The following is a 22,196-nucleotide window of genomic DNA, read 5'->3' as shown; positions in this document are numbered from 1 at the left end:
ATCAAACTCCTGTCTTTTCGGTGCTGTTGCCGGTTACGCGGTCGTGTACCGGAACCTCTTGCGGCAGAGCACGATTCAGCAGGCCGGCCGCGTGGGCGTACAGCGCGGGGAAATGCCTCTTGAGCAGCCAGATGACGTGGGCATCGAGCTGAGGAAGCACATAGAGCCGGCCGAGATCGTGCGCATCGAGGGTCATCCGGACGACCCGCTCGGGCGAGAACCCGGTCCAGCGCATGAGCTCGTCGGCGAGCCGGCTCGCCCCGGCGGCGATCCGGCCGTCGGTGACCACATTGGTTTTGACGAACGTGGGACACAGCACCGTGACCGCGACGCCGCTGCCGGACAATTCGGCGGCCATGGTCTCCGACAACGACAGCACCCCGGCCTTGGATACGTTGTAGGCGGCCATGGCGGGCGCCGCGGCGAACCCGGCCGCGGAGGCGACATTGATGATGCCGCCCCGCCCGCTCGCCCGCAGCTGCGGAGTGAAGACCTCACATCCGTGCACCACACCCCACAGGTTGATCCCCAACGCCCACTGCCAGTCGTCGAAACCGATATCACCCACCGGTTTTCCGCCGATCCCTACGCCCGCGTTGTTGATCACCAGGGTCGGCGCGTCCTGGAAGATCAGCTCCGCGTGGAGGGCAAGACTCTCCACGTCCGAACGCTGGGATACATCGCAGAAGAGTGCGTGCGCGGTGCGGCCGTGTATCCGCTCGATCATCCGGACAGTGTCCTCGGCACGATCTTTATCGATATCGACGCACAGCACCTCACCACCGCGGGCCGCGAGTTCGAGCGCGAAAGCGCGTCCGATACCGCTGCCTGCCCCGGTCACGATCGCTTTCGCACCGTAGGTGCGCCGGCTCCCGGCGCCCAGCGCGGTCATCAGATTGTCCACTATCCACACGATCAGCTCACCCGCTCCCGGACCGAGGTTCCCGCCTCCGCGAGCGCGGAGGCGACGAAATGCGCAGTACGCCGTAGCGCCGGTTCTGCTTCGGGAACCAGCAGTGGCAGCGCCTGGAAGACATGGATCCGGCCGGGCCACAGCTCGAGGTCACAGCGAGCACCGGCCGCCACTGCCATGTCACGCAGGTGGCGGGCGTCGTCTGCCAGCATCTCTTCCGCACTGGCCTGCACGAACAGCGGTGGAAGCGCGGCCCCGGACGGGATCGTCAACCGCAACCGCGGCGACGTCGCCGACTGCCCGGTGGTGTACAACTCGACCAGTCGCTTCCCCACCCACGCGGGAGCCATGGGATCGCGGCGCAGCCGATCCTGCTGCTCGGCGAGAGCAAAGGTCAGGTCCATCAGCGGGGAGAACATGAAGACGCCTGCGGGCTGGTCGATACCGGTGCGCAGGTTCTGCAGCAGCAGGTCCAATCCGAGGTGGCAGCCCGCGGAGTCGCCGCCGATGACCACATCGTGGGCCTGGTAGCCGTTGGCGAGCAGCCAACGGTAGCCTGCCTCGACATCGTCAGCGGCGGCCGGAAAACGATGCTCGGGAGCCAACCGGTAATCGACGACGAATACCGGTAGCCCGGTGGCCTTGGACAGTCGGGAGGCCAAACCCCGATGGGTGCGTGCCGAGCAGATCACATAGCCGCTGCCGTGAATGTAGTAGACAGCGCGATCGCCGTGCTCGACCCCGGCCGCTCGAACCCATTCGCCGCGCACACCGCCCGAGCGGACCTGAGTCACGTGGGCGCCGGGCAGGGTGGGACCGAAAGCGGCCATGGTGGCCGCGATCAGCCCGCGTCCGGCACCGATACCGATGCGGTTGCGCGGCAGTATGCCATTGATCTGGCGCAATCCCACCACCGATGCCGCGGCCGCAAGCCGTGCCTGAAGCGATGAGGAAACAGGCACTGCCTGCGAGGTCGCCATTGACCTGGTTTCCGTCATACCGCACAGCATCAATGAGCAATGTCCCATTTGTCAATGGCACATTTCTGGATAGCTTTGGGGGCGACAGGATCAGGGGCCCTTACGCTGCAGAAAGGAGTCGCATCCTGGTGTCAGCGCCGGACTTCAGCCCGCCGACCCGACCATCTCGAGGCGACTACGACTGGCCAGGTGCGGGCCGGAGGGCGCGTGCCGGAAGTCAGCGTATTCAGCCGAGCCGGTCCACCGACTCGCTGGTCAGCACACTGGAGATAGGCGTCATCGGGTTGAGCATCACTCCAGCGTTGCGGAGGCTGCTATCGATGACCGCCCAGATCACTTCCTGCAGATACGACGACAACTCTGCGGCATCCAACGGCTGCATCGATCTACTCAACCAGCGGTTGACACTGCCATCGACGAAACCGATGAGCCCGAACGCCAGGGGTTCGGCGAGCTGCACCGGTGCGGATTGTGCCTGCAAGATGTTCTCGAAAACGTCTCTGACCCGAGCCGCGATGGCGATCTTGGTTCCCGAGACGAGCTGCGAGTTCGGAGACGACTGGCGAGCGGACCCGGCACCGAGAAAATGGTGCAGACGCGGGTTGGCCGCGATCCAACCGACATAGGCGTTCACGGCCCGCGCGATCGCCTCCGCCACCGTTCCCTCGGGATCGAGGGTGGGAGCCAGGTCGGCCATCAAATCGTCGAGTATGCGCGCACGGAGCTGTTCGTCCAGGTCCTGGCGGTCCTTGAACAGGCGGTACAACACCGACCGCGGCACCTGCGCAAGATCGGCTATCTCCTGCACCCCGACGTCGGATCCACGAGTCTGGACAGCTTCGAGCGCGGCCGTGAGGATCCGCTCACGGCGATCGGCGCGATGTCGATCCCAGCGACGGGCACGACCATCCGTACGCGCTGGAGTCATATTGTTCCTGTTCGACATCGGTTACGGACTTTAGTCCACCCCGCGTCCGCCACTTCGAGCCCTCTCGTCTGATCAGCGTGTTCAGAACCGGAACCACAGACACGAACGCTCACTGCGGGCTACCGTGATCGAACGACGGCCCCGGTCGAGCCCCCAGAAGAGGTGAGCAGACCGGCCGGGTCGCCCACACGGACGACCCGGATGGCCTCGGCGCCGCCCGCCCCGAAGGGCGGGAGTGTTCACCCGTTCACCGTCGCGTCCCGGGGCAAGCCCAGCATCCGCTCACCGATGACATTGAGCTGCACCTCGGTCGTGCCACCGTAGATGGTGGTGGCGCGGCCCGCGATGAGCTGCTCCATCGCGTGATTGCTGCGCTCCCCCGGCACCGAGACCACACCGGCGATGCCGAGCTGGGCGACGACGAACTCCGAAATCGCCTGCCCCAGCGCCATACCCAGCAGCTTGCCGACACTGGAGGTGGTGGAGACGTCGATACCAGACAGCTGTTTGAGCACCACCCGCGCACCGATCACGTCCACCGCCCGGCTTTCGGCGATGAGCTCGCCTACCTGGTAGCGGGCGACCGGCGACAGCTGTCGGCCGATAGCGAAACGCAGCAGGTCGGCGTCGGTGGCGTAGGCCTCCATCTTCTGGCTCAACGCCACCCGTTCACCGGCCAGCGTCGTGCGGGCGACATGCCATCCGTCGTCCACCGCGCCGACAACGTTCTCGTCCGGAATGAAAACATCGTCGAGGAAAACCTCGTTGAACAGCGCGGATCCGGTCATCTCCCGAAGCGGGCGCACGGTGATACCCGGACTGGACATATCGAGCACGAAATACGTGATGCCCTCGTGCTTGGGCTTGTCCGGGCTGGTGCGAGCGATCAGCATCGCCCATTCGGCGAACTGCGCGACCGTGGTCCATATCTTCTGACCGCTGACCCGCCAACCGCCCTCGACCTTGGTGGCTTTGGTGGTCAGGCTCGCCAGGTCCGAGCCGGCGCCCGGTTCGCTGAACAGCTGGCACCACACGACTTCACCGCGCAGCGTCGGCACCACCAGTTCCTGCTTCTGCCTTTCGTCACCGTGTCCGACGATCGCAGCCACCGCCCAGGTTCCCATCAGCAACTGCGGCATCGGGATACCGGAAGCCTTGATCTCCTGGGCGATCACGACCTGCTCCAGCGGCGAGGCCGACCGGCCGTAGGGACGGGGCAGGTGCGGCAGGTTCCAGCCGCCGTCACCGAGCGCGACGAGCTGATCGTCCTCACCGAGCTTCGCTATCTCGGCCAACTCGGCGCGCACCGCGGCCCGGATCTGCTCGGCCTCAGCGGGCAACTCGAGCTCGCTGGGCAGACTCAGCCCCGACAGCGCGTACTCGGCGACCGCATCGGCCCGCTCGTCGCGCGGCCCGAGCAGACCGCGCAACGCCAAGGCGCGCCGGTAGTACAGGTGCGCGTCGTGCTCCCAGGTGAAGCCGATACCGCCGTGCACCTGGATGCAGTCCTGCGCGACCTGCACCGCCACATCGGGCACGATCAGCGCGGCGATCGCCGCCGCATAGTCGGCGGTGTCGTCGTCACGATCGAGCGCGCCTGCGGCATCCCACAGCACCGCGCGCGCCTTCTCCAACGCGATACCCATATAGGCGCACTTGTGTTTCACGCCCTGGAACTGACCGATCGGACGCCCGAATTGCACTCGGGTCTTGGCGTATTCGGCGGCGGTGGACACACACCACGACATCACGCCCACCGCCTCCGCGCCCAGCACCACCGCCGCGGCCGACCGCACCCGCGCCGCACTCACCTCGAGCACCCGATCCGGCGCCACCTCGACCGCATCGGCCCGCAGCCGCGCCGAACCGCGCAGCACATCGATACCGTCCTGCTCGGTCGCGGTGATATCGGCATTGTCGAACGCGACCCACCGCTGCGCACCGTCGACGACGACGGGTGCGATGAGCACATCCGCCGACACCGCCCCGAGCACCCCGTCGGCGGTGCCGTCGACGACGAGCAACCCGTCCCGTAGCACACCGGTCAGGTTCGATTGCAGCGCTACCGCACCGGTGCGCGACCCGTCGGCCAGACCGGGCAGCTGCGCCCGGGCGAACGGGCCGCCCGCCGCGCCGAGCACCGCGCTCGCCAGGACGGTCGGCACGAACGGCCCGGTGTGCAGCCCACGGCCGAGCGGTTCCAGAGCAACCGCCAGCGTCATCAGGCCCGCACCTTGACCGCCGTGTTCTTCGGCGATGTGCAGGCCGAGCAGATCCTGACCGACCAGAGCGTCCCAGTACGGCACCGGTTTGCCCGCAGTGGTGGTTTCCACTGCGGCGCGGACGATATCGGAAGTTATGGTTCGCTCGACGAACCCGCGGACCGCATCGGCGAGGGCCAGATGATCCTCGCTGACACCGAGGCCGAGCTCATAGCCGGTGCGTGCCACGGCTAGTTCACCTCCTTCAGCTGGGCGGCAACGCCGTCGATGGTCCACGGGCCGTCGGTCTCGACAGTCCGCACACCGTGCCAGCCCTCGAGTTCGGTGATCGCACCACCCTGCACCGCGAACACTTTGCCGGTCAGCGTGCAACCGGCCTCGGCGAGATGGGTCACCAGAGGCGAGATATTGGCCGGGTCGAACGCATCGAACTCGCCCTCGGGCACCTCGGCGGCGAACAGCGCGCCCATGCCGGGGGTCGCCAGCGTGAGCCGGGTCCGGGCGATCGGCGCGATCGCATTGACCCGCACACCGTAGCGATCGAGTTCGTCAGCGGCTACCTGGGTCAGCGCGGCGATACCGGCCTTTGCGGCACCGTAGTTGGCCTGGCCCGCATTGGGCATGAAGGTGCCCGAGGCAGAAGCGGTGTTGATCACGGCCGCATTCACCGGCTTGCCCGCCTTGGACTGCGCCTTCCAGTACGCGGCGGCGTGGTGCAGGCAAGCGGCGTGCCCCTTGAGGTGCACGGCGATGACGGCGTCCCACTGGGATTCGTCCATACCGGCGATGAAGGCGTCACGCAGGATGCCTGCGTTGTTCACCAGCACGTCCAGCGTGCCGAACTCACTGACGGCCTGTTCGATCAGGCGTTGGGCGCCGTCCCAGGTGGCGATGTTCTCGGTGTTGGCGACCGCTTCGCCGCCCAGGGCGCGGATCTCGTCGACCACCTGCTGGGCCGGACCGGCATCGGTGCCGGTCCCGTCGTTGTTGCCGCCGAGGTCGTTGACGACCACTTTGGCGCCCTCGCGGGCGAACAGCAGTGCGTGCTCGCGACCGATGCCCCGGCCCGCACCGGTGACGACTGCGACGCGACCGTCAAGCTTTCCCATATTCGATGCTCCTCGTGATGTCGTTCAGGCGGTGGTGATCTCGGCGCGGCCGTCGGTGATCGCGATCTCGCCGTCGGCCTCGGCCTCGGCCTCGAAGGCATAGACGGACACGCCGGGTTCAGTGGTGTCGGTGCGCCACAGGGTGGTGGTGATGTCCCGGCCCGGCAGTACCGGCTTGGCGAAGCGCACCGCCAGCCGCCGCAACCGCGCGGTATCGCCGTCGGCGAGTTCGGTCAGCGCGGCCCAGGAGGTGAACGCCATGGTGCACAAACCATGGTTGATGATGCCGGGCAGCCCCGCCATGCGGGCGATCTCGTCGTCCAGGTGGATCGGCATCGGATCGCCCGAAGCCGGGGAGTAGCGGAACGTCTGGTCGTCGTCGATATGGGCGGTGACCGTCGCGACCGGCTCGCTCGCCCGGTCGGCGTCGGTGATCCGGTGCCCGGGCGCCTGCTCCCCCTCACCCGGGCCTGCGTCGACCTTACGGAAGAACGCGGTCAGCCACTGCTCGTTGACGAGAGCACCGGCGGCGTCGCGGGTTTCGGCATAGACAACAACGGTGGAACCGTTCGGCCTGCCCTGGTAGCCGATCGGCTTGGCCCGCACGACCAGCTCGTCCCCTGGCCGGATCGGCCGGTGGAACCGGAAGTCCTGCTCACCGTGGACCAGTTTCATCAGCAGTTCCACCGGCGCCACCGACAGCGCCGCGGGCGCCATCGAGGTGAACACCGGCACCACCGCGAACACCGGCGGCGCGACCTCACCACCGCGGTGCGCGGCGATCGGATCATTGGTCGCCGCAGCGTATTCGGCGATCCGTTCGGCGGTCACCTCGAACCGCTCCTCGTCGGTCCACTGCCCAAGGCCGGAGCCGTCGAAGACGACTCCGACCGATTCCGAGGTGCTCACGCCGCCGAACCGACCAGCTCGGTGAACTTGGCCATCGAGGCCTTCAGGTCGGCCTCGGCGTTCTTGGCTACGGCCTTGCCGATGGGGCCGACGATCATCGTGCCCGTGAAGCTGGCATCGAAAACGGCCGAGGCACCGGTGTCGGTCGGCTCCACCTTCAGCGCGAATTCCACGGTGACACCGGCCATTCCGGTGCCGGTGATGCGCAGGTACTTGTTCGGGTCGACCTCGGCGACGGTCCACTCGATCTTGTTGGCCATGTTCATCACCGACACGACCTCGATGAAGCGGGAGCCTGCAGTGAGTTCGGCGGGCAGCTCGCTGCGCCAGCCCTGGTGGATGGTCAGCCATTCCTCCCAGTTCGCCAGATCGCTCAGGCGCGCCCACACCTGTTCAGGGGTGACGGGGAGATCGGTGGAAACGGACACGGATGCCATGGGTTACTCCTTGTGCGGGTTGAGCGAAGTTCGTGAGGGAATGGTCAGCGCGCGGCAGGGCGGTAGGCAGTTACTACGACCGCGCCGCCGAGGCCGATGTTGTGTTGCAGGGCGATGCACGCACCGTCGACCTGACGAGCATCGGCGGTGCCACGCAGCTGCCAGGTGAGTTCGCTGCACTGGGCCAGCCCGGTGGCGCCGAGCGGATGGCCCTTGGAGATCAGGCCGCCGGAGGGGTTGACGACCCACCTGCCGCCGTAGGTGGTGGCGTTGTCGTCGACGAGGCGGCCGCCTTCACCCGGCGCGCACAGGCCGAGCGCTTCATAGGTCAGCAGCTCGTTGGTCGAGAAGCAGTCGTGCAACTCGATGACGTCGATGTCCTCGGGTCCGATCCCGGCCTGCTCGTAGACCTGCAACGCCGCGGTGCGCGTCATATCGGCGCCGACCAGGTTGATCGCGCTCTGGGTGTCGAAGGTGGACGCCATATCAGTGACCATGGCCTGCCCGACCATCTCGACCGCCTGCTCGGACAGGTTGTGCCGGTCGACGAACGCCTCGCTCGCCAGGACGACCGCACCGGAGCCATCGGAGGTCGGCGAGCACTGCAGCTTGGTCAGCGGACCGTAGATCTGCTTGGCCGCCAGCACTTCCTCTAGGCTGTATTCCTTCTGGAACTGCGCATACGGGTTGTTCACCGAGTGCCGGTGGTTCTTCACACCGATCTGGGCGAACTGCTCGACGGTGGTGCCGTAGCGCTCCATATGCTCTTTGCCCGCGGCACCGAACATATACGGCGCGGGCGGCATCGCGAACTCCTGGAGTTCGGCGAGCGCCAGCAGATGCCGCATCATCGGCTGTTCCCGGTCGTCGTAGGTCGAGCCCAGCGAACCCTTCTGCATCTTCTCGAAGCCCAGCGCCAGCGTGCACTCGGCCAGCCCGCCGCGAATCGCCTGCGCCGCAAGGAACAGCGCGGTGGAACCGGTGGAACAGTTGTTGTTGACGTTGACCACCGGGATACCGGTCAGGCCCAGCTCGTAGACCGCGCGCTGCCCCGAGGTGGACTCGCCGTACACATACCCGACATAGGCCTGTTCGACCTGGTCGTATCCCACGCCGGCGTCCTCGAGCGCTTTGGTCCCCGCCTCGCGAGCCATGTCGGGGTAGTCCCATTCCAGCTCGCCCGGCTTCTCGAACTTGGTCATGCCGACGCCGATGACGAACACCTTCTGTGTCATATACGCACTCCCATGTGCCGCTCTGCGGCGCCCAGGTATCTGAGACGCCGTGTCACTCTAAATATATGTTGGACACGACGTCCATATCAATACCGACGGCTGATCCGGATAGAACCAGAGCAGCGACCACGCCGGGAAACCGCACAGCTACCTCGCTCATCGTGATGCCAGGCCAACAAGGCAGAACGCGAGGAGGTTACGCACTTGCGACCGCCATCGAGCCTCCTGCCGGCCCGGTGCAGAATCCAGCCCCTCGCACCCCACTTTCCGGGACTACCGTCTCATTTAACTTCGGCAGGGCACTGAGACGTTTCGTTCTTGGCCAGTGGTCATGGCGGTACGGAAGACCTGGCTGCGGGATCGCCGGTGTGGCCGACGCCGTCGAGTCCTCGACCGGCCAGCAGGCCGAGGGCTTGATGAAGGTGATGTCGACAGTCGCAGTGGTGCGGGAGGTTGGGTGGCCGGATGGCGAGACTGTCGAACAGCGCACTCGCACCGGCAACGGGAAGGCGATTTCATCGAAGGCGCTCGAGCGGTTCGTAACATGGCGGCATGCGAACTGTCGAGCCGGTTCCTGACGCTGCGGCTATGTGGGACATCGCGCTCCCGTCCCGGTCGGGCCGTATGGCGGGGGTCAGCATGGCCGGGTTCCGCGGCCGGACGAAGGGCCTCGTCGACATCCAAGTGATTCCGTATCCGGCACTCACAGTGTTCATCGACTTCGGCGACGGACTGCTCATGGGTGACGCCAGTAGTCAGCGGATGCGCAGCTGCACAGCTGTCGGCCTCATGCCCCACAGCCTTCGTGGACGCGGGCGCAATATCGACTGCCTGCAGGTACGGCTGTCGCCGGTAGTCGCACACGCGGTGCTGGGCGACCCTTCGGAGTTGGGCGGGGCGGTGGTCACTCTCGAAGAGCTGTGGGGGCGCGATGCCGTGCGGACCCAGGAGCAACTGCACGCTGCCCGGTCGTGGGATGAACGGTTCGCGATCGCGGAGACCGCGCTCACTCGACGACAGGAGATGGGCCGGATGGTCGACCCGGAGGTCGCCTTCATCTGGGGGCAGATGGTGACCAGCCGGGGACGAGTTCGGGTCGAGCAGCTGGCGACCGAGGTCGGCTGGAGCCGTAAGCGGCTGTGGTCCCGGTTCCGATCCCAGGTCGGTCTCACCCCTAAACGCGCCGCCCAGCTAGTCCGGTTCGACTATGCGGTACACCGTCTCGCCGCAGGTCACAGCGCCGCCGTAGTGGCGGCGGAGAGCGGCTATGCCGACCAGTCCCACCTCCATCGGGACGTCATGACCTTTGCCGGGGTGACGCCCACCGCCGTTGCGGTCGCGCCGTGGCTCGCGGTCGACGACGTCGCGTGGGCTGCCCCGGAGCAGACACCCAAGATGTGACTCGGGCCGGCGCTCGTGACGCCGACCACAGCGGAACATTTCTCCAAGACACCCGTCGGTGCGCTGGCGATGCTGACAGTTCTATCCGGAAGTGCGCCGGTCGGCGCGATGACGGATAACGCAATGACCGTGGTCGAGGAGAAGACATGAACGACGTCACCGATGCGGAACGGCCGCCGCGGGGTATCCGCCTGCTGCATGCCCTGCAAAGGGAGCCGGACTGGTCGACGATGACGAGCGAGGAGTTGATTGCCTTCCGCGACGCGGCGAACCGCAAGGCGGCGTCCCGTATCGGGCGGGTCGTCACCGGACTTCCCGACCGCGGAGCAGCGATCGAATGGCAAGAGGTGACGCTGCCCGATCGCGCAGTTCCGGTCCGGGTTTACCGGCCATCACCCGAGTACGGCGGCAGGGACGCCGACCTGCCGCTCCTACTTCAGGTGCACGGCGGCGGGTTCGTGGGCACGGCGGTTCAATGCGATTGGGCGAACAGTCATTTCGCCGCACGACTACCCGCGGTGGTCGTCTCGGTGGAGCATCGCCTGATAGCTCCGGGTACCGCGTTGTCTGCAGCCGTCGACGACGGCTGGGATGTGCTACAGCACGTGGTCGAGCACGCCGCGGAATGGGGAGTGGATCCGGCTCGTGTCGCGGTCGTCGGTGAGAGCACCGGCGGGCTGATTGCCGCGCTCGCCGCGATCCGCGCCAAAGAGTCCGGCCTGCCCTTGCAGGCGCAGGTATTGGTCAACCCCGTTACCGATCTGACCGAGACGATGTTCGACTACCCCTCGATGGTCGAGCATGCGAACAGCCCGACTTCGACCGTCGCGGAGATCCGGTTCTTCCAGCGTCTGGCGGTTCCGTCGGGCACGGATCCTCGTCCGCTGTCGCCGCTGCATGCCGGCGACCGGAGTGGGCTGGCGCCGGCACTCGTGGTGGTGCCGACCATCGACCCGCTGGCCGATCACGGCCGCCGTTACGCCGAACGGCTGCTCGAATCCGGGACACCCGCGCAGCTCACCGAATACCCCGGTGCAACCCACGCGTTCCTCAGCATGCCGGGCCTGGTGCCGCAGGCCAAGGCGGCGCGGGCGGAGATCGCCGAGTTCCTCCGGGACCGGCTCGTTTCGCGGTCGGCGGCGGGATCGAGGAGAACCGGACAGCGATGACTACCACTGACCTTCCCGAGGTGAGTGAGCAGACAGCACCACCACCGGATGCCGATTCTGCGCGGGAGCAGAGCATGGCACGGCTGCTGCGCCCTTATCTGGGCGGTTTCATCGCCGTTGTGATCCTGCAGATCATCGGCGCCGTTGCTGGTTTGGCGCCGCTGCTGGCGGTCGTGGAATTGGGCCGGGCTCTGTTGTCGCCCGGTCCGGTCGATCACGGTCACGTCTGGGTCGTAGTGATCGTGGGTGCGGCCGGTTTGTTCGTGCGACTACTGTTCACGGCCGCGTCGTCGGGAATCGGGCATATGCTCGACAGCCGGGTGCAACTGTCGTTCCGTCGGCAATTGGCCACGCGGCTGGGGCGGGTACCGATCGGCTGGTTCTCCCGGCGCCGCACCGGTGAGCTGGCGAAGGTGGTCGGCGAGGACGTCAGTGCCGTGCACCCGTTCATCGCCCACACCCCCGGCGAGCTCGTCTCGGCATTCGTGGTACCGCTGGTGTCGCTGATCTACTTGTTCACCGTCGACTGGCGGCTCACGCTGATCACGCTGATCCCGGTGCTGCTGGCGGTGGCGCTGGTCCCGCTGATGATGACCCCGACCCGACTGCGTGAGCAGAAGGAGTTCGACGCGGCCATGGGACGGATCGCGAATTCGGTTGTCGAGTTCGTGCAGGGGATCGCGGTGGTCAAAGCATTCGGCGGCGCCGGGCGCGCGCACCGCAAATTCGTCACTGCCGCAGACGATTTCGCCGAGATATTTCTCCGGATGGTGCGTGGTCTCGCCGGGATCGCCGCTGGGATGCAGGTGGCGCTGTCGCCGCCGTTCGTGCTGCTGGTCGTGCTGGTCGGCGGTGCGGCCCTGATCACGACCGGTGGCATGGCCCCAGCCGACCTGCTGCCGTTCCTGCTGCTCGGACTGGGCTTGACCGCGCCGGTGGCGGCCCTGGGCCACGGCTTCGACGATATGCAGGCCGCCCGGCGCGCGGTCGGTCGGATCCGGGACGTGCTCGCGGAGCCGTCGCTACCGGAACCTGCGCACCCGATCGCCTCCCAGGGCCACCGGGTGGAATTTCGTAACGTCCGATTCGGCTATACGGCCGATCATGAGGTGCTGCGCGGGATCGACCTGGTGCTAGAGCCAGGTACGGTCACCGCGATCGTCGGGCCGTCAGGCAGCGGAAAATCCACGCTGGTTCAACTGTTGCCGCGGTTCTTCGACCCGACCCACGGGTCGGTCACCGTAGGCGGTGTCGATCTGCGCGAGCTCGGCAGCCGGGAGCTCTACCGAATGGTCTCCTTCGTCTTTCAGGATGTTCGCCTGCTGCGCGCGTCGGTCGCGGACAATATCGCACTGGCGGTACCGCACGCCGACCGCGACGATGTGGTACGCGCCGCCCGGCTGGCGAATATCCATGATCGGATTCTCGAGCTGCCGCGCGGATACGAGACTGTGATAGGCGAAGACGCCGGGCTCTCCGGTGGTGAGGCGCAGCGGATCTCGCTTGCCCGCGCACTACTCGCCGCCACACCCGTTCTGGTGCTCGACGAAGCAACATCCTTCGCCGACCCGCAGACCGAACAGGCAGTACGCCGGGCGCTGGCGACGTTGGGGGGCGATCGGACGATTCTGGTCATCGCCCATCGCTTGGAGACCGTCGCCGATGCCGACACGGTCGTGATGCTGGAGAACGGGGCGATCGTCGAACGCGGCAGACCCGCCGAACTGCTGGCACAGAGCGGGAAGTTCTCCGCGTTCTGGCGGTCTCATCGATCGGCGATCGCCGACGAGATCGACACCCGTGCGGGGATAGCGGCTGATCCGACACTGCAAGGAGACAAGTCCCGATGATCCGAATGCTGCTGCGTGTGCTCGGGCACTCCTACGCTCAGCCGGTACGTCGCACCGTGGCCCTGATGACAACGACCGCGCTAGCCGAAGGGCTGTCCTACGCTCTGCTGGTACCGGTACTGCGGGCGCTGTTCGGCAGCGATCCCGGGGAGGCCTGGCCCTGGCTGCTCGCGTTCGGGGCCGCGGTCGCGGTCTACGCGATACTGCGCTATCGCAGCGACCTGTCCGGTTTCCGCGTCGGGACCACGCTGTTGCGTGGTGTGTATCGCCGTTTCGGCGACCATATGGCCCGATTGCCCATCGGCTGGTACACCCCCGGCCGTGTCGGGGAGGTGTCGGTCCTGGCCAGCCGCGGTGTCCTGCAGGCAATGAGCGTGATCGCGCATCTGCTGGCACCGCTCGTCTCCGCCACGGTGACTCCCCTGACGATCATTGCCGTGATGCTCGCCTTCCATTGGCAGCTGGGGCTGGCCGCGTTGGCCGCGGTACCGATCGTCGCGGCGATCCAGATCTGGACGGGGCGCTCGATGGCCGCGGCCGATGCCGAGCGCCACGAACGCGACCATGAGGCCGCCGGGCGAGTCATCGAATATCTACAGGCCCAGCCGGTGCTGCGGGCCGGCGGCCGGACCGCCGAACGTTTCCGGTTGCTCGACGACTCGCTGCGGGAAGTCGAGCGGGCATCGCGCCGTCTGACGCTGTCGGCGCTGACCGGTGTACTCGGCTTGACGCTGGTGGTGCAGGTGATGTTCACCGTGCTGCTGGCCCTGGGCGCCTACCTCGCGCTCGGCGGGAATATCGGCACGGCAGAGGTTTTGGCGATCCTGGTGCTCGCCGCCCGCTGCGCCGATCCGCTGCTGTCGCTGGCCGAGATCGGTAGCCAGCTCCGCGGCGCACGATCCGAGCTGGCGCGACTGGACGCGGTATTGCGCACCGCACCGCTGCCGGAACCTCGCAAACCGATCCAGCCGACGCGCCACGACCTCGAGTTCGAGTCCGTCACCTTCCGGCACGGCGACCGCCCGGTGATCAGCGATATGTCGCTGTCCGTGCCGGAAGGACAGCGGCTCGCCGTCGTCGGACCGTCGGGAGCGGGTAAGAGCACACTGCTGCAGTTGCTCGCACGGTTCTACGACGTGGACGCCGGTGCGGTGCGCGTGGGCGGGGTGGACGTGCGCGCAATCGACACCGAGGTCTTGATGGCGCAGTTCGCCATCGTCTTCCAGCAGGTGTATCTCTTCGACGGCACGATCGAGGAGAACGTGCGTCTCGGCCGTCCCGACGCCGACGACGCCGAGGTGCGGGCGGCAGCGACCGCGGCCCGGCTGGACGAGGTGATCGAGCGCCTGCCCGATGGATGGGCCACGAATGTCGGCGAAGGCGGCGCACTGCTGTCCGGTGGTGAACGCCAGCGTGTTTCGATCGCACGAGCACTGCTGAAGAACGCACCCATCGTGCTGCTGGATGAGGTGACCTCCGCACTGGACCCGGTGAACGAGGCAGCCGTCCATGAGGGTATCGAGCGCCTGATGTCGGGGCGGACGGTGGTGATGGTCGCGCATCGGCTGCGGACAGTCCAGCGCGCCGATCGCGTCGTCTTCTTCGACGGTGGTCGGATCGTGGAGGACGGCAACCACGACGAGCTGCTGCGCCGGGGCGGCCGCTATGCCGATTTCTGGGAGGTCTCCATGGCACCGGCAGCGAGCCGATGAGCCGGTATGTTGTGCACAACCACGGAGACGAGTCGACCACGCTGGGACAGGTCAGTGGACGACGTCATAGACCAGCTTTTGGATTCCGTTGCTGTAGGACTCGCTCTCGAGGAGCCGGAGGTTCTGCTTGTCCTTATCGGTATCGCTGAACAGCCGTTTGCCCGCGCCGAGCAGGACCGGGAAGACAAGCAGATGGTAGCGGTCGATCAGGCCCGCGTCGGACAGGCTGCGGTTCAAGGTGGCACTGCCGTGGATGCTGATCGGCCCGCCCTCGGTCTCCTTGAGCGCGGCGACGTCGTCCAGCGAACGGAGGATACTGATCTTTCCCCAGTTGGTCACCAGGTCCTTCTCCTGCAGCGTGGTCGACACGACGTACTTCGGCATCGCGTTGTAGCCGGAGAACTCCTCGGTCATATCCGGCCACACCGTCGAGAACGCTTCGTAGCTGACCCGGCCCATCAGCATGGCCTCGGCTTCCTCCTCCTCGCGACCCTTGATCTCGTAGGCGGCCTCGTCGAACTCGATGTCTTCGAAGGTCCAGCCCGAGTTGCGGTAGCCGGGTTCCCCGCCGGGCGCCTCGACGACACCGTCGAGTGAGACGAACGCGGTGGCAATCAGGATGGACATAGGCTCTACTCCTTCGTTCGGGTGTGTCGCAGTGCGTCGAACGGAAGTTGTCGCATGCGACATCGTGTGCCGAAACAGTAGACGGCGACCAGTCGCAGAAATCATCGGTCGGTCGCAAACCGATGGTCCTGGCAGGCGTTTTGCTCAACCGATCGAAGGAGACGACCAGAACGCTCTGTTACGCGGCGCCGATCGGCAGTGCCCCAGCAGGGGCCTTCACGGCCGAGCACACCTCATCGGGCCGTTCGTCTCGGCTGTCTACTGGAGGGCAGATGAACGTGGCCCACGCTTGAACGACTGTCGCTCCGTGTCGGTCGGTGCCGATGAGCGCCAGGTCGACGTGCGGTTCACCGTCGCGCAGATAGGTCTGCAAGACCCGGGCGGAGCAGGTCAGCGTGTCGCCGGGTGACAGCGGACGCACGGATCGGGTGCGGAATCGGCGCACGGAATCGGTGCCGAGCCAATCGGTCGCGTAGGAGGCGAGCAGCCCCGCCCCGAGCACGAGACCGGTGTGCGGTGCGGGGAAGTCGTGCAGAGGCAACGGGCCGATCGTGGTCGGCGGTGGCGGGGCGATGTTCATTCGGCCTCCTGTCCGGCGCTCGGGCGGGTGATCGTCGTCCATGTCTCGGCGACCAGGCGCTCGGTGGGATCGAAATACTGGGTGAGCATTTCCCTTGTCGTCGCGTCGCCCGGCCCTGCTTGCCGATAGGCATCGACTCGGGTGACCACGGTCAGCTGGTCACCTGCACGCGGCGGTGGGCCGAAGAACAGGGTGTCCTGCTCCACGGTCGTGCCCGCGCCGGCATCCGCGCACGGCCACTCGTCTATCTCCGGTATTCGCGGCAGCAGCATCTGAGCCGCAAGGTAGGTCGGCGGGACGACGGGGTGCCGGGTGGGAGCGCACGTCGGCTCCCCCGGCCGGGTCGCCGCGGCGAACTCGCCGATCTCAGCAGGATCGAGTTCGATGAGCACCGGCCGACCGGTCTGCCCCGGCGTTGTCGGCGCGTTACTTCCCGTTGTGCGCATGCCGCGACCGTAGAACCGGTGCCTCCCGGCTGTACCCGCTGCTCCCGCTCATCGGGAGCCGGGCTGACCGAGGGGATGGACCGCCGGAAACCTGCCCACTGACCGGGACGGCACGCTTCCCGCCCCCGGCGAACGGGGCCACCATCTGCGCACACGATGCAACTCCGGTGAGACATGGAGGTTTCTATGCCGGGTCGAATGCACAACGGCCGACCGCACACCGATACGGATGAAATCAGGCACATCGAGGCTGCGCCGGCGCCGACCCGGTTCGCCAGGGGTTGGCACTGCCTCGGCCTGCTGAAGACGTATCAGGACGGCAAACCGCACGAAGTCAAGGCATTCGGTACCACCCTGGTGGTTTTCCAGTCCGAAACGGACGGCAAGCTGCACGTCCTCGACGCCTACTGCCGGCATATGGGCGGCAACCTCGCCCACGGCACCGTGAAGGGCGATTCCATCGCCTGTCCGTTCCATGATTGGCGCTGGGGCGGCAACGGGAAATGCACCGGGATCCCATATGCGCGGCGGGTGCCGCCGCTGGCCCGGACCCGGGCATGGGCGACGCTCGAACGCAACGGCCAGCTGTTCGTCTGGCACGATCCGCAGGGCAGCAAGCCCACCGATGAGGTGACCATCCCGGAGATCGAGGGATACGGCAGCCCGGAGTGGACCGACTGGACCTGGAACACCATGCTCGTCGAGGGCTCGCACTGCCGGGAGATCGTCGACAACGTCGTGGACATGGCGCATTTCTTCTATGTGCACTACGCGTTCCCGCGGTATTTCAAGAACGTCTTCGAGGGGCATGTCGCGACCCAGTACATGCGTTCCACGCCGCGGCACGACGTCAATGTCGGCACCAATTACGATGATCCGAATTCCACTTTGCGTTCGGACGCTTCGTATTTCGGTCCGTCGTATATGATCGACTGGCTCTGGAGCGAAGCGCAGGGTATGACGATCGAAACGGTGCTGATCAACTGCCACTATCCGGTCACCGAGAATTCGTTCGTCCTCCAGTACGGCGCGATGGTGAAGAAGCCCGCGGGTATGTCGGATGCCGATGCCGAAGCGATGGCCGCGCAGTTCGCCGAGGGTGTCGAGGTCGGGTTCGAGCAGGACATCGAGATCTGGAAGAACAAGGCGCCCATCGACAATCCGCTGTTGTCCGAGGAGGACGGCCCGGTGTATCAGCTGCGCCGCTGGTACAAGCAGTTCTACGTGGACGTCGAGGACATCACCGACGATATGACCACCCGCTTCGAATTCGAGATCGACACCGACCGGGCCGTCAAGAGCTGGGAAGCCGAAGTCGCCGAGAACCTCGCAAACGGGGTGGTCACCACACCTACTACTAGCCGCATGAGCGCATCCTAAGAGGAATGATATGAGCAAGGTTCTCGACAACATCCTGGCGATCGCCGATCAGCTGCGCGACCAGGCGCCGGAGGCGGAACGCCTGGGCAGGCTCCCGGACGATACCGCGAAGATGCTGAAGACAGCGGGCCCCATCCGGCTGCTGCAGCCGAAGAAGTACGGCGGTTATGAAGCCCACCCGCGGGCATTCGCCGAAACGGTGATGGCCACCGCCTCGCTGGACCCGGCGAGCGGGTGGATCTGCGGTATCGTCGGCGTCCACCCGTGGCAGCTGGCCTTCGCCGATCCCAAGGTGCAGGAAGAGGTGTGGGGCGACGACAACGACACCTGGATGGCGTCACCGTATGCGCCGACCGGTATCGCGCGCCCGGTGGAGGGCGGCTATATCTTCAACGGCCGCTGGCAGTTCAGCTCCGGCACCGACCATTGCGACTGGATCTTCCTCGGCGCCATGCTGGGTGATCCGGACGGCAATATCGCTACGCCGCCCACCATGCTGCACATGATCCTGCCGCGCTCGGACTACGAGATCGTCGAGGACTCGTGGAATGTGGTCGGCCTCAAGGGGACCGGTTCCAAGGACATCATCGTCCGGGATGCGTTCGTACCCGACTACCGCGTGATGAACGGCGACCACGTGATCGACGGCACCACCCAGCGGGAGTACGGGGTCACCCAGACGCTGTACAAGATGCCCTGGTCCAATATGTTCCCGCTCGGTATCACCTCCGCCGTGATCGGTATCGCCGAGGGCGCGCTGGCCGCGCATCTGGACTACCAGCGTGACCGGGTCGGTGCCCAGGGCACCGCGATCAAGGACGATCCGTATGTTCTCTTTGCTGTCGGCGAGGCGGCCGCCGATATCAACGCTGCCCGGCAGGAACTGCTGGCCAATGTCGACAAGATATGGGACCTCGTCGATTCCGGTAAGGAGGTCTCCTTCGCTGAGCGCGCCGCCGGACGGCGCACTCAGGTGCGGGCCGCGTGGCGGGCGGTGATGGCCGTGGACCAGATCTTCGCCCGCTCCGGCGGTAATGCGCTGCGGATGGACAAACCGCTACAGCAGTTCTGGCGTGATGCCCATGCGGGCCTGAATCACGCCATCCACGTGCCGAGCACTGTGTACCACGCATCAGCGTTGAGTTCGCTGGGCTTGGAGCCCGCCCAGCATCTGCGTTCGATGATCTGATGCCGAATACCAAGAAGGACAACAACAATGACTGATATCAAGGGTCTCGGCTACGTCAAGATCCAGACCAACGATATGGACCGGTGGCGCAAGTTCGCCTTCGAGGTGCTCGGTTTCGCCGAGGGCAGCGGGCCGGACGAGAACGCGCTCTACCTGCGCATGGACGAACGTGCTGCGCGCATGGTCATCGTGCCGGGTGAGTCCGATGAAGTGGTGACCATCGGCTGGGAAGTGCGCGACCACGCGGCGCTGGTGCGGGTGCAGGAGGCGGTGACCGCAGCCGGTATCACGGTCAAGCCGCTGTCGGTCGAGGAGGCCGATGCCCGGCGAGTCGAGGAGGTCATCACCTTCGAGGATCCGACCGGCGCGACGCTAGAGGTGTTCCACGGTGCCGTGCTCGACCACAGCCCGGTGGTGACGCCGTTCGGCGCGAAGTTCGTCACCGGCGCCCAGGGCTTGGGCCATGTCGTGCTGCCGACGATGGACCCGAACGGTGCGTTCTCCTTCTACACCGACATCCTCGGGTTCCTGCCGCGTGGCGCGTTCCGGATCCCGGCGCCGCCGGAGTTCGGGCCGGTGCGCATCCGGTTCCTCGGCGTCAACGAGCGGCACCACAGCCTCGCGCTGTGCCCGGCACCGCACGGTGGTGCGCCGGGTCTGGTGCACATCATGGTGGAGGTCGATTCGCTCGACGCCGTCGGCCAGGCGCTGGACCGGGTTGTCAAGGACGGTTTCTCCGTCTCGTCGACGTTGGGCAGGCACACCAACGACAAGATGGTGTCGTTCTATGTGCGGGCACCCGGTGGCTGGGATATCGAGTTCGGCACCGACGGGATGCGCGTCGACGAGCGGTACTACACCGCGGAGGAGATCACCGCCGACAGCTACTGGGGCCACGACTGGTCGGGTAGTGAGCCGCTGGCGGCGATGTAGCCGACCCCCGCGCGTCACCACGGGCCGCAGATCGAGCACTCGATCTGCGGCCCGTGGTGCTTCTACCGAAAGTTACTCGCTGGTTCATGTGACAGCAACCACATCGTCATGGTATCTATAGGAATATGCCTAATCGAAATACACAGGTTAGGCAGTTGCTTCGCTCTCAGCATGGAGGATCCATGACAATCCAGGTCGACGCCGCGACCCCGAGTGCCGTACTCGATCGCGTATCCCTCGTCCTCGACGCGTTCGAAGGCCCCGGCACTTTGACCCTCGCTCAGATCGTGCGGCGCACCGGGTTGCCACGGTCGTCGGTCCATCGCATGCTCGAACGGCTGGTGCAGCTGCGGTGGTTGCGGCGGCACGGCCGCGACTACGAGCTCGGCATGCGGCTGGTCGAACTGGGGTCGCTGGCGGTCCATCAGGACCGGTTGCACCGCGCCGCCATGCCGTTCCTGCACGAACTGCACCGGGTGACGGGCTATGTGGTGCACCTGGCCGTTCTCGACGGGCCCGATGTGGTGTATCTGGAGAAGATCGGCGGGCGTATGGCGGCCGCGATCCCGACCCGCGTCGGCGGCAGGCATCCGGCGCACTGTACCGGTGTCGGCAAGGCCATCCTCGCGTTCTCCGGTGACGGCTGGCTCGACACCTACGGCGGTGACCTGGCCCAGCGGCGGACCAAGTACTCCATCGCCACCCGGGCCCAGCTGAGCACCGAGCTGGACAAGGTCCGGGCACACGGCATCGCCCATGAGCGGGAGGAATCGCTGACCGGTTTCGGCTGTGTCGCCGCCCCCATCGGTGAGATCGGCGAAGCGGTGGCCGCGGTGTCGGTCTGCGGCCCGGTGGATCGGATGACCTTCGACTACCGCCTCGCCGCCCCCGTCCGCACCACCGCGCTCGCCATCTGGCGCAATATCGACAGCGGCACGGCCAGGGTGGCGCCCACCTTGCAACAGCCACGTCTGCTGCGCGGCGGGCCCACGATGCGGACCACCACCGTCCAGCCGCCCGCCCTCGACGCACAGCGGAGCCCCCAGTTCGTATGACACCCGACCCCGAGATCGCCGCCCCGCTCCCCGGCCTGGCCGCCGGATTACCCGAGTCGAATCGATGACCAGGCCGCAGGCGCGGGCGGGATGCGCCTACTCGATCAACCGATACCGGTCGGTGAGATAGGCGAACGGGATCTGCCCGACTGCCCGCGCGTCCGGAGCTACCGGCCGCCGACGGAACCGGTACCGCCGCTGGTGGCGCTCACCCGTAGCGGCTTCATATCCTGTGATCCGGGCAGCCACAACGGCTTCTGCCGCGTCATGGCGGCCGATCCGGCCGCGATAGGTCTTCTCACTCGGCTGTCGGCCGCGCACCACCCACCCCGCGGGTTGTCAGCTCGATGAGGAGTCCGACGCGCCGTCCGATTCGGCCTCCTCCGCCTGCACCCACCGCTCGACGTCGCGCCAATGTCCCGGAACCGGTTTCGGATACCCGGCCTCGTCCCCCCGTCGAGCCTGCTGCAGCACCGCGTCCGCCGCGTCGATATCGTCGATCAACTGCTGGGCCAGTTCGCGTTCGGCCGCGTAGTACCGCTCCGACCATTGCAGCACGATCTGCGAATACGCCCAGCCCGGTTCGGATTTGGCGGCACCGGCATCGATCGCGGCCCGCCGTTCCAGCTTGTCCACATAGGCGATGTGCTCGCGCAGGATCTCCTTGAGCCGGTCCGGCGAGCTCAGGTGCCCGTAGGCGATCCGCAACATCACGTGGTGTTTGAGCACGGGAGGGTCGACCGGCGTCTCGTTGGTCCAGGCGATGACAGCGGCCCTACCGGTCTCGGTGATCTTGTACAGCCGGCGACCGCGCACACCCTCGTCGCGCTGCACCCGTGAGGTCGCGTAGCCGTGCTGTTCGAGCTTCTTCAGTTCCGAGTAGATCTGGCTGTAGGACGGACTCCAGTAGAAGTAGCGCAAGCTCCAATCGCACCACTTCTTCAGGTCGTAGCCGGAAATCTCCTCCTCGTAGGAGAGCATGCCGAGAACTGCCCAGCTCGTCGGCGGCAGAGTGGGCAGCTCCGATCCGGAAATCGATTCGGCTGTCACCACGGAATGGTATCAACGCCGAGCTGGGGTCGGCCCCACCGATCTACCGCTCACTGGGAGGCCGCGTTGAA

Annotated in this window: 20 protein-coding genes; 8 read left to right on the top strand and 12 right to left on the bottom strand. The window is 66.4% G+C overall.

Going from position 1 to position 22,196, the window contains the following annotated elements:
- Position 1: 1 nt before the first annotated feature.
- The 8 genes from B0T44_RS14935 to B0T44_RS14900 form a co-directional block, all read right to left on the bottom strand.
- Positions 2–892 carry an SDR family NAD(P)-dependent oxidoreductase gene (locus B0T44_RS14935; protein WP_077120415.1) on the bottom strand — a complete coding sequence of 297 codons (891 nt, stop codon included), beginning with the start codon at positions 890–892 and terminating at the stop codon, positions 2–4.
- Between the two features lie 23 nt (positions 893–915).
- Positions 916–1,911, bottom strand: coding sequence for an alpha/beta hydrolase (locus B0T44_RS14930; RefSeq protein ID WP_077120338.1), 996 nt, complete (start codon positions 1,909–1,911; stop codon positions 916–918).
- A 208-nt stretch (positions 1,912–2,119) separates the two neighbouring features.
- Positions 2,120–2,839, bottom strand: a complete 720-nt coding sequence (locus tag B0T44_RS14925) for a TetR/AcrR family transcriptional regulator (RefSeq protein WP_254854235.1) — start codon at positions 2,837–2,839, stop codon at positions 2,120–2,122.
- Positions 2,840–3,060: 221 nt separating this feature from the next.
- Positions 3,061–5,271, bottom strand: coding sequence for an acyl-CoA dehydrogenase family protein (locus tag B0T44_RS14920; RefSeq protein WP_077120334.1), 2,211 nt, complete (start codon positions 5,269–5,271; stop codon positions 3,061–3,063).
- A 2-nt stretch (positions 5,272–5,273) separates the two neighbouring features.
- Positions 5,274–6,152 (bottom strand): SDR family oxidoreductase, encoded by an 879-nt coding sequence (locus B0T44_RS14915; protein ID WP_077120332.1) that lies wholly within the window; start codon positions 6,150–6,152, stop codon positions 5,274–5,276.
- 24 nt (positions 6,153–6,176) lie between these two features.
- Entirely contained in the window at positions 6,177–7,061 is an 885-nt protein-coding gene (locus tag B0T44_RS14910; RefSeq protein WP_077120330.1) for a MaoC/PaaZ C-terminal domain-containing protein, read from the bottom strand.
- Positions 7,058–7,498, bottom strand: coding sequence for a type II toxin-antitoxin system Rv0910 family toxin (locus tag B0T44_RS14905; RefSeq protein ID WP_077120328.1), 441 nt, complete (start codon positions 7,496–7,498; stop codon positions 7,058–7,060). The genes B0T44_RS14910 and B0T44_RS14905 overlap by 4 nt, the downstream gene beginning before the upstream one ends.
- A 44-nt stretch (positions 7,499–7,542) precedes the next feature.
- Positions 7,543–8,733 carry a lipid-transfer protein gene (locus B0T44_RS14900; protein ID WP_077120325.1) on the bottom strand — a complete coding sequence of 397 codons (1,191 nt, stop codon included), beginning with the start codon at positions 8,731–8,733 and terminating at the stop codon, positions 7,543–7,545.
- A 552-nt stretch (positions 8,734–9,285) separates the two neighbouring features.
- On the opposite strand from B0T44_RS14900, the gene B0T44_RS14890 reads away from it, so the two are divergent.
- From B0T44_RS14890 to B0T44_RS14875, 4 genes are all read left to right on the top strand, one after another.
- Positions 9,286–10,134: a helix-turn-helix domain-containing protein gene (locus B0T44_RS14890; RefSeq protein ID WP_077120321.1), complete on the top strand. Its 849-nt coding sequence runs from the start codon at positions 9,286–9,288 to the stop codon at positions 10,132–10,134.
- Positions 10,135–10,280: 146 nt separating this feature from the next.
- Positions 10,281–11,303: an alpha/beta hydrolase gene (locus B0T44_RS14885; RefSeq protein ID WP_077120319.1), complete on the top strand. Its 1,023-nt coding sequence runs from the start codon at positions 10,281–10,283 to the stop codon at positions 11,301–11,303.
- Positions 11,300–13,153, top strand: a complete 1,854-nt coding sequence (locus B0T44_RS14880) for an ABC transporter ATP-binding protein (protein WP_077120316.1) — start codon at positions 11,300–11,302, stop codon at positions 13,151–13,153. Before B0T44_RS14885 ends, B0T44_RS14880 begins: the two co-directional genes overlap by 4 nt.
- Positions 13,150–14,865 carry an ABC transporter ATP-binding protein gene (locus B0T44_RS14875; RefSeq protein WP_077120314.1) on the top strand — a complete coding sequence of 572 codons (1,716 nt, stop codon included), beginning with the start codon at positions 13,150–13,152 and terminating at the stop codon, positions 14,863–14,865. Before B0T44_RS14880 ends, B0T44_RS14875 begins: the two co-directional genes overlap by 4 nt.
- Positions 14,866–14,916: 51 nt before the next feature.
- Here B0T44_RS14875 and B0T44_RS14870 read toward each other — a convergent pair whose 3' ends face one another.
- From B0T44_RS14870 to B0T44_RS14860, 3 genes are all read right to left on the bottom strand, one after another.
- The gene (locus B0T44_RS14870; protein WP_077120312.1) at positions 14,917–15,492 is read right to left on the bottom strand and encodes a dihydrofolate reductase family protein; all 576 of its coding nucleotides are present in this window, start codon (positions 15,490–15,492) and stop codon (positions 14,917–14,919) included.
- A gap of 178 nt (positions 15,493–15,670) precedes the next feature.
- Entirely contained in the window at positions 15,671–16,072 is a 402-nt protein-coding gene (locus tag B0T44_RS14865) for a hotdog family protein (protein ID WP_077120310.1), read from the bottom strand.
- Positions 16,069–16,518, bottom strand: a complete 450-nt coding sequence (locus B0T44_RS14860) for a hypothetical protein (RefSeq protein ID WP_077120308.1) — start codon at positions 16,516–16,518, stop codon at positions 16,069–16,071. Before B0T44_RS14860 ends, B0T44_RS14865 begins: the two co-directional genes overlap by 4 nt.
- A 174-nt stretch (positions 16,519–16,692) precedes the next feature.
- Here B0T44_RS14860 and B0T44_RS14855 point away from each other — a divergent pair, with 174 nt between their 5' ends.
- From B0T44_RS14855 to B0T44_RS14840, 4 genes are all read left to right on the top strand, one after another.
- The gene (locus tag B0T44_RS14855) at positions 16,693–17,898 is read left to right on the top strand and encodes a 3-ketosteroid-9-alpha-monooxygenase, oxygenase component (protein WP_077120306.1); all 1,206 of its coding nucleotides are present in this window, start codon (positions 16,693–16,695) and stop codon (positions 17,896–17,898) included.
- A gap of 10 nt (positions 17,899–17,908) precedes the next feature.
- Complete coding sequence (locus B0T44_RS14850) at positions 17,909–19,087, top strand: acyl-CoA dehydrogenase family protein (protein WP_077120304.1); 1,179 nt, start codon at positions 17,909–17,911, stop codon at positions 19,085–19,087.
- Between the two features lie 27 nt (positions 19,088–19,114).
- A complete protein-coding gene (gene bphC, locus B0T44_RS14845) occupies positions 19,115–20,020 on the top strand; it encodes a biphenyl-2,3-diol 1,2-dioxygenase (RefSeq protein ID WP_077120302.1) in 906 nt (301 codons plus the stop codon).
- Between the two features lie 182 nt (positions 20,021–20,202).
- Positions 20,203–21,075 (top strand): IclR family transcriptional regulator, encoded by an 873-nt coding sequence (locus B0T44_RS14840; RefSeq protein WP_077120300.1) that lies wholly within the window; start codon positions 20,203–20,205, stop codon positions 21,073–21,075.
- Between the two features lie 339 nt (positions 21,076–21,414).
- Here the strand turns inward: B0T44_RS14840 and B0T44_RS14830 are convergent, their stop codons facing one another.
- Positions 21,415–22,125: a PadR family transcriptional regulator gene (locus B0T44_RS14830; RefSeq protein WP_077120413.1), complete on the bottom strand. Its 711-nt coding sequence runs from the start codon at positions 22,123–22,125 to the stop codon at positions 21,415–21,417.
- Positions 22,126–22,196 lie beyond the last annotated feature (71 nt).

Source organism: Nocardia donostiensis, assembly GCF_002081715.1.
GTDB lineage: Bacteria > Actinomycetota > Actinomycetes > Mycobacteriales > Mycobacteriaceae > Nocardia > Nocardia donostiensis.
The sequence above is the reverse complement of the archived record's forward strand: the minus strand, read 5'-3'. Positions and strand labels throughout refer to the sequence as shown.

Bases quoted from the DNA above. Each gene is read 5' to 3' on its own strand.
- B0T44_RS14935 (WP_077120415.1), bottom strand. From the start codon at position 892: ATGACCGCGCTGGGCGCCGGGAGCCGGCGCACCTACGGTGCGAAAGCG.
- B0T44_RS14930 (WP_077120338.1), bottom strand. From the start codon at position 1,911: ATGACGGAAACCAGGTCAATGGCGACCTCGCAGGCAGTGCCTGTTTCC.
- B0T44_RS14925 (WP_254854235.1), bottom strand. From the start codon at position 2,839: ATGTCGAACAGGAACAATATGACTCCAGCGCGTACGGATGGTCGTGCC.
- B0T44_RS14915 (WP_077120332.1), bottom strand. From the start codon at position 6,152: ATGGGAAAGCTTGACGGTCGCGTCGCAGTCGTCACCGGTGCGGGCCGG.
- B0T44_RS14905 (WP_077120328.1), bottom strand. From the start codon at position 7,498: ATGGCATCCGTGTCCGTTTCCACCGATCTCCCCGTCACCCCTGAACAG.
- B0T44_RS14900 (WP_077120325.1), bottom strand. From the start codon at position 8,733: ATGACACAGAAGGTGTTCGTCATCGGCGTCGGCATGACCAAGTTCGAG.
- B0T44_RS14890 (WP_077120321.1), top strand. From the start codon at position 9,286: ATGCGAACTGTCGAGCCGGTTCCTGACGCTGCGGCTATGTGGGACATC.
- B0T44_RS14885 (WP_077120319.1), top strand. From the start codon at position 10,281: ATGAACGACGTCACCGATGCGGAACGGCCGCCGCGGGGTATCCGCCTG.
- B0T44_RS14880 (WP_077120316.1), top strand. From the start codon at position 11,300: ATGACTACCACTGACCTTCCCGAGGTGAGTGAGCAGACAGCACCACCA.
- B0T44_RS14875 (WP_077120314.1), top strand. From the start codon at position 13,150: ATGATCCGAATGCTGCTGCGTGTGCTCGGGCACTCCTACGCTCAGCCG.
- B0T44_RS14870 (WP_077120312.1), bottom strand. From the start codon at position 15,492: ATGTCCATCCTGATTGCCACCGCGTTCGTCTCACTCGACGGTGTCGTC.
- B0T44_RS14865 (WP_077120310.1), bottom strand. From the start codon at position 16,072: ATGAACATCGCCCCGCCACCGCCGACCACGATCGGCCCGTTGCCTCTG.
- B0T44_RS14860 (WP_077120308.1), bottom strand. From the start codon at position 16,518: ATGCGCACAACGGGAAGTAACGCGCCGACAACGCCGGGGCAGACCGGT.
- B0T44_RS14855 (WP_077120306.1), top strand. From the start codon at position 16,693: ATGGAGGTTTCTATGCCGGGTCGAATGCACAACGGCCGACCGCACACC.
- B0T44_RS14850 (WP_077120304.1), top strand. From the start codon at position 17,909: ATGAGCAAGGTTCTCGACAACATCCTGGCGATCGCCGATCAGCTGCGC.
- bphC (WP_077120302.1), top strand. From the start codon at position 19,115: ATGACTGATATCAAGGGTCTCGGCTACGTCAAGATCCAGACCAACGAT.
- B0T44_RS14840 (WP_077120300.1), top strand. From the start codon at position 20,203: ATGACAATCCAGGTCGACGCCGCGACCCCGAGTGCCGTACTCGATCGC.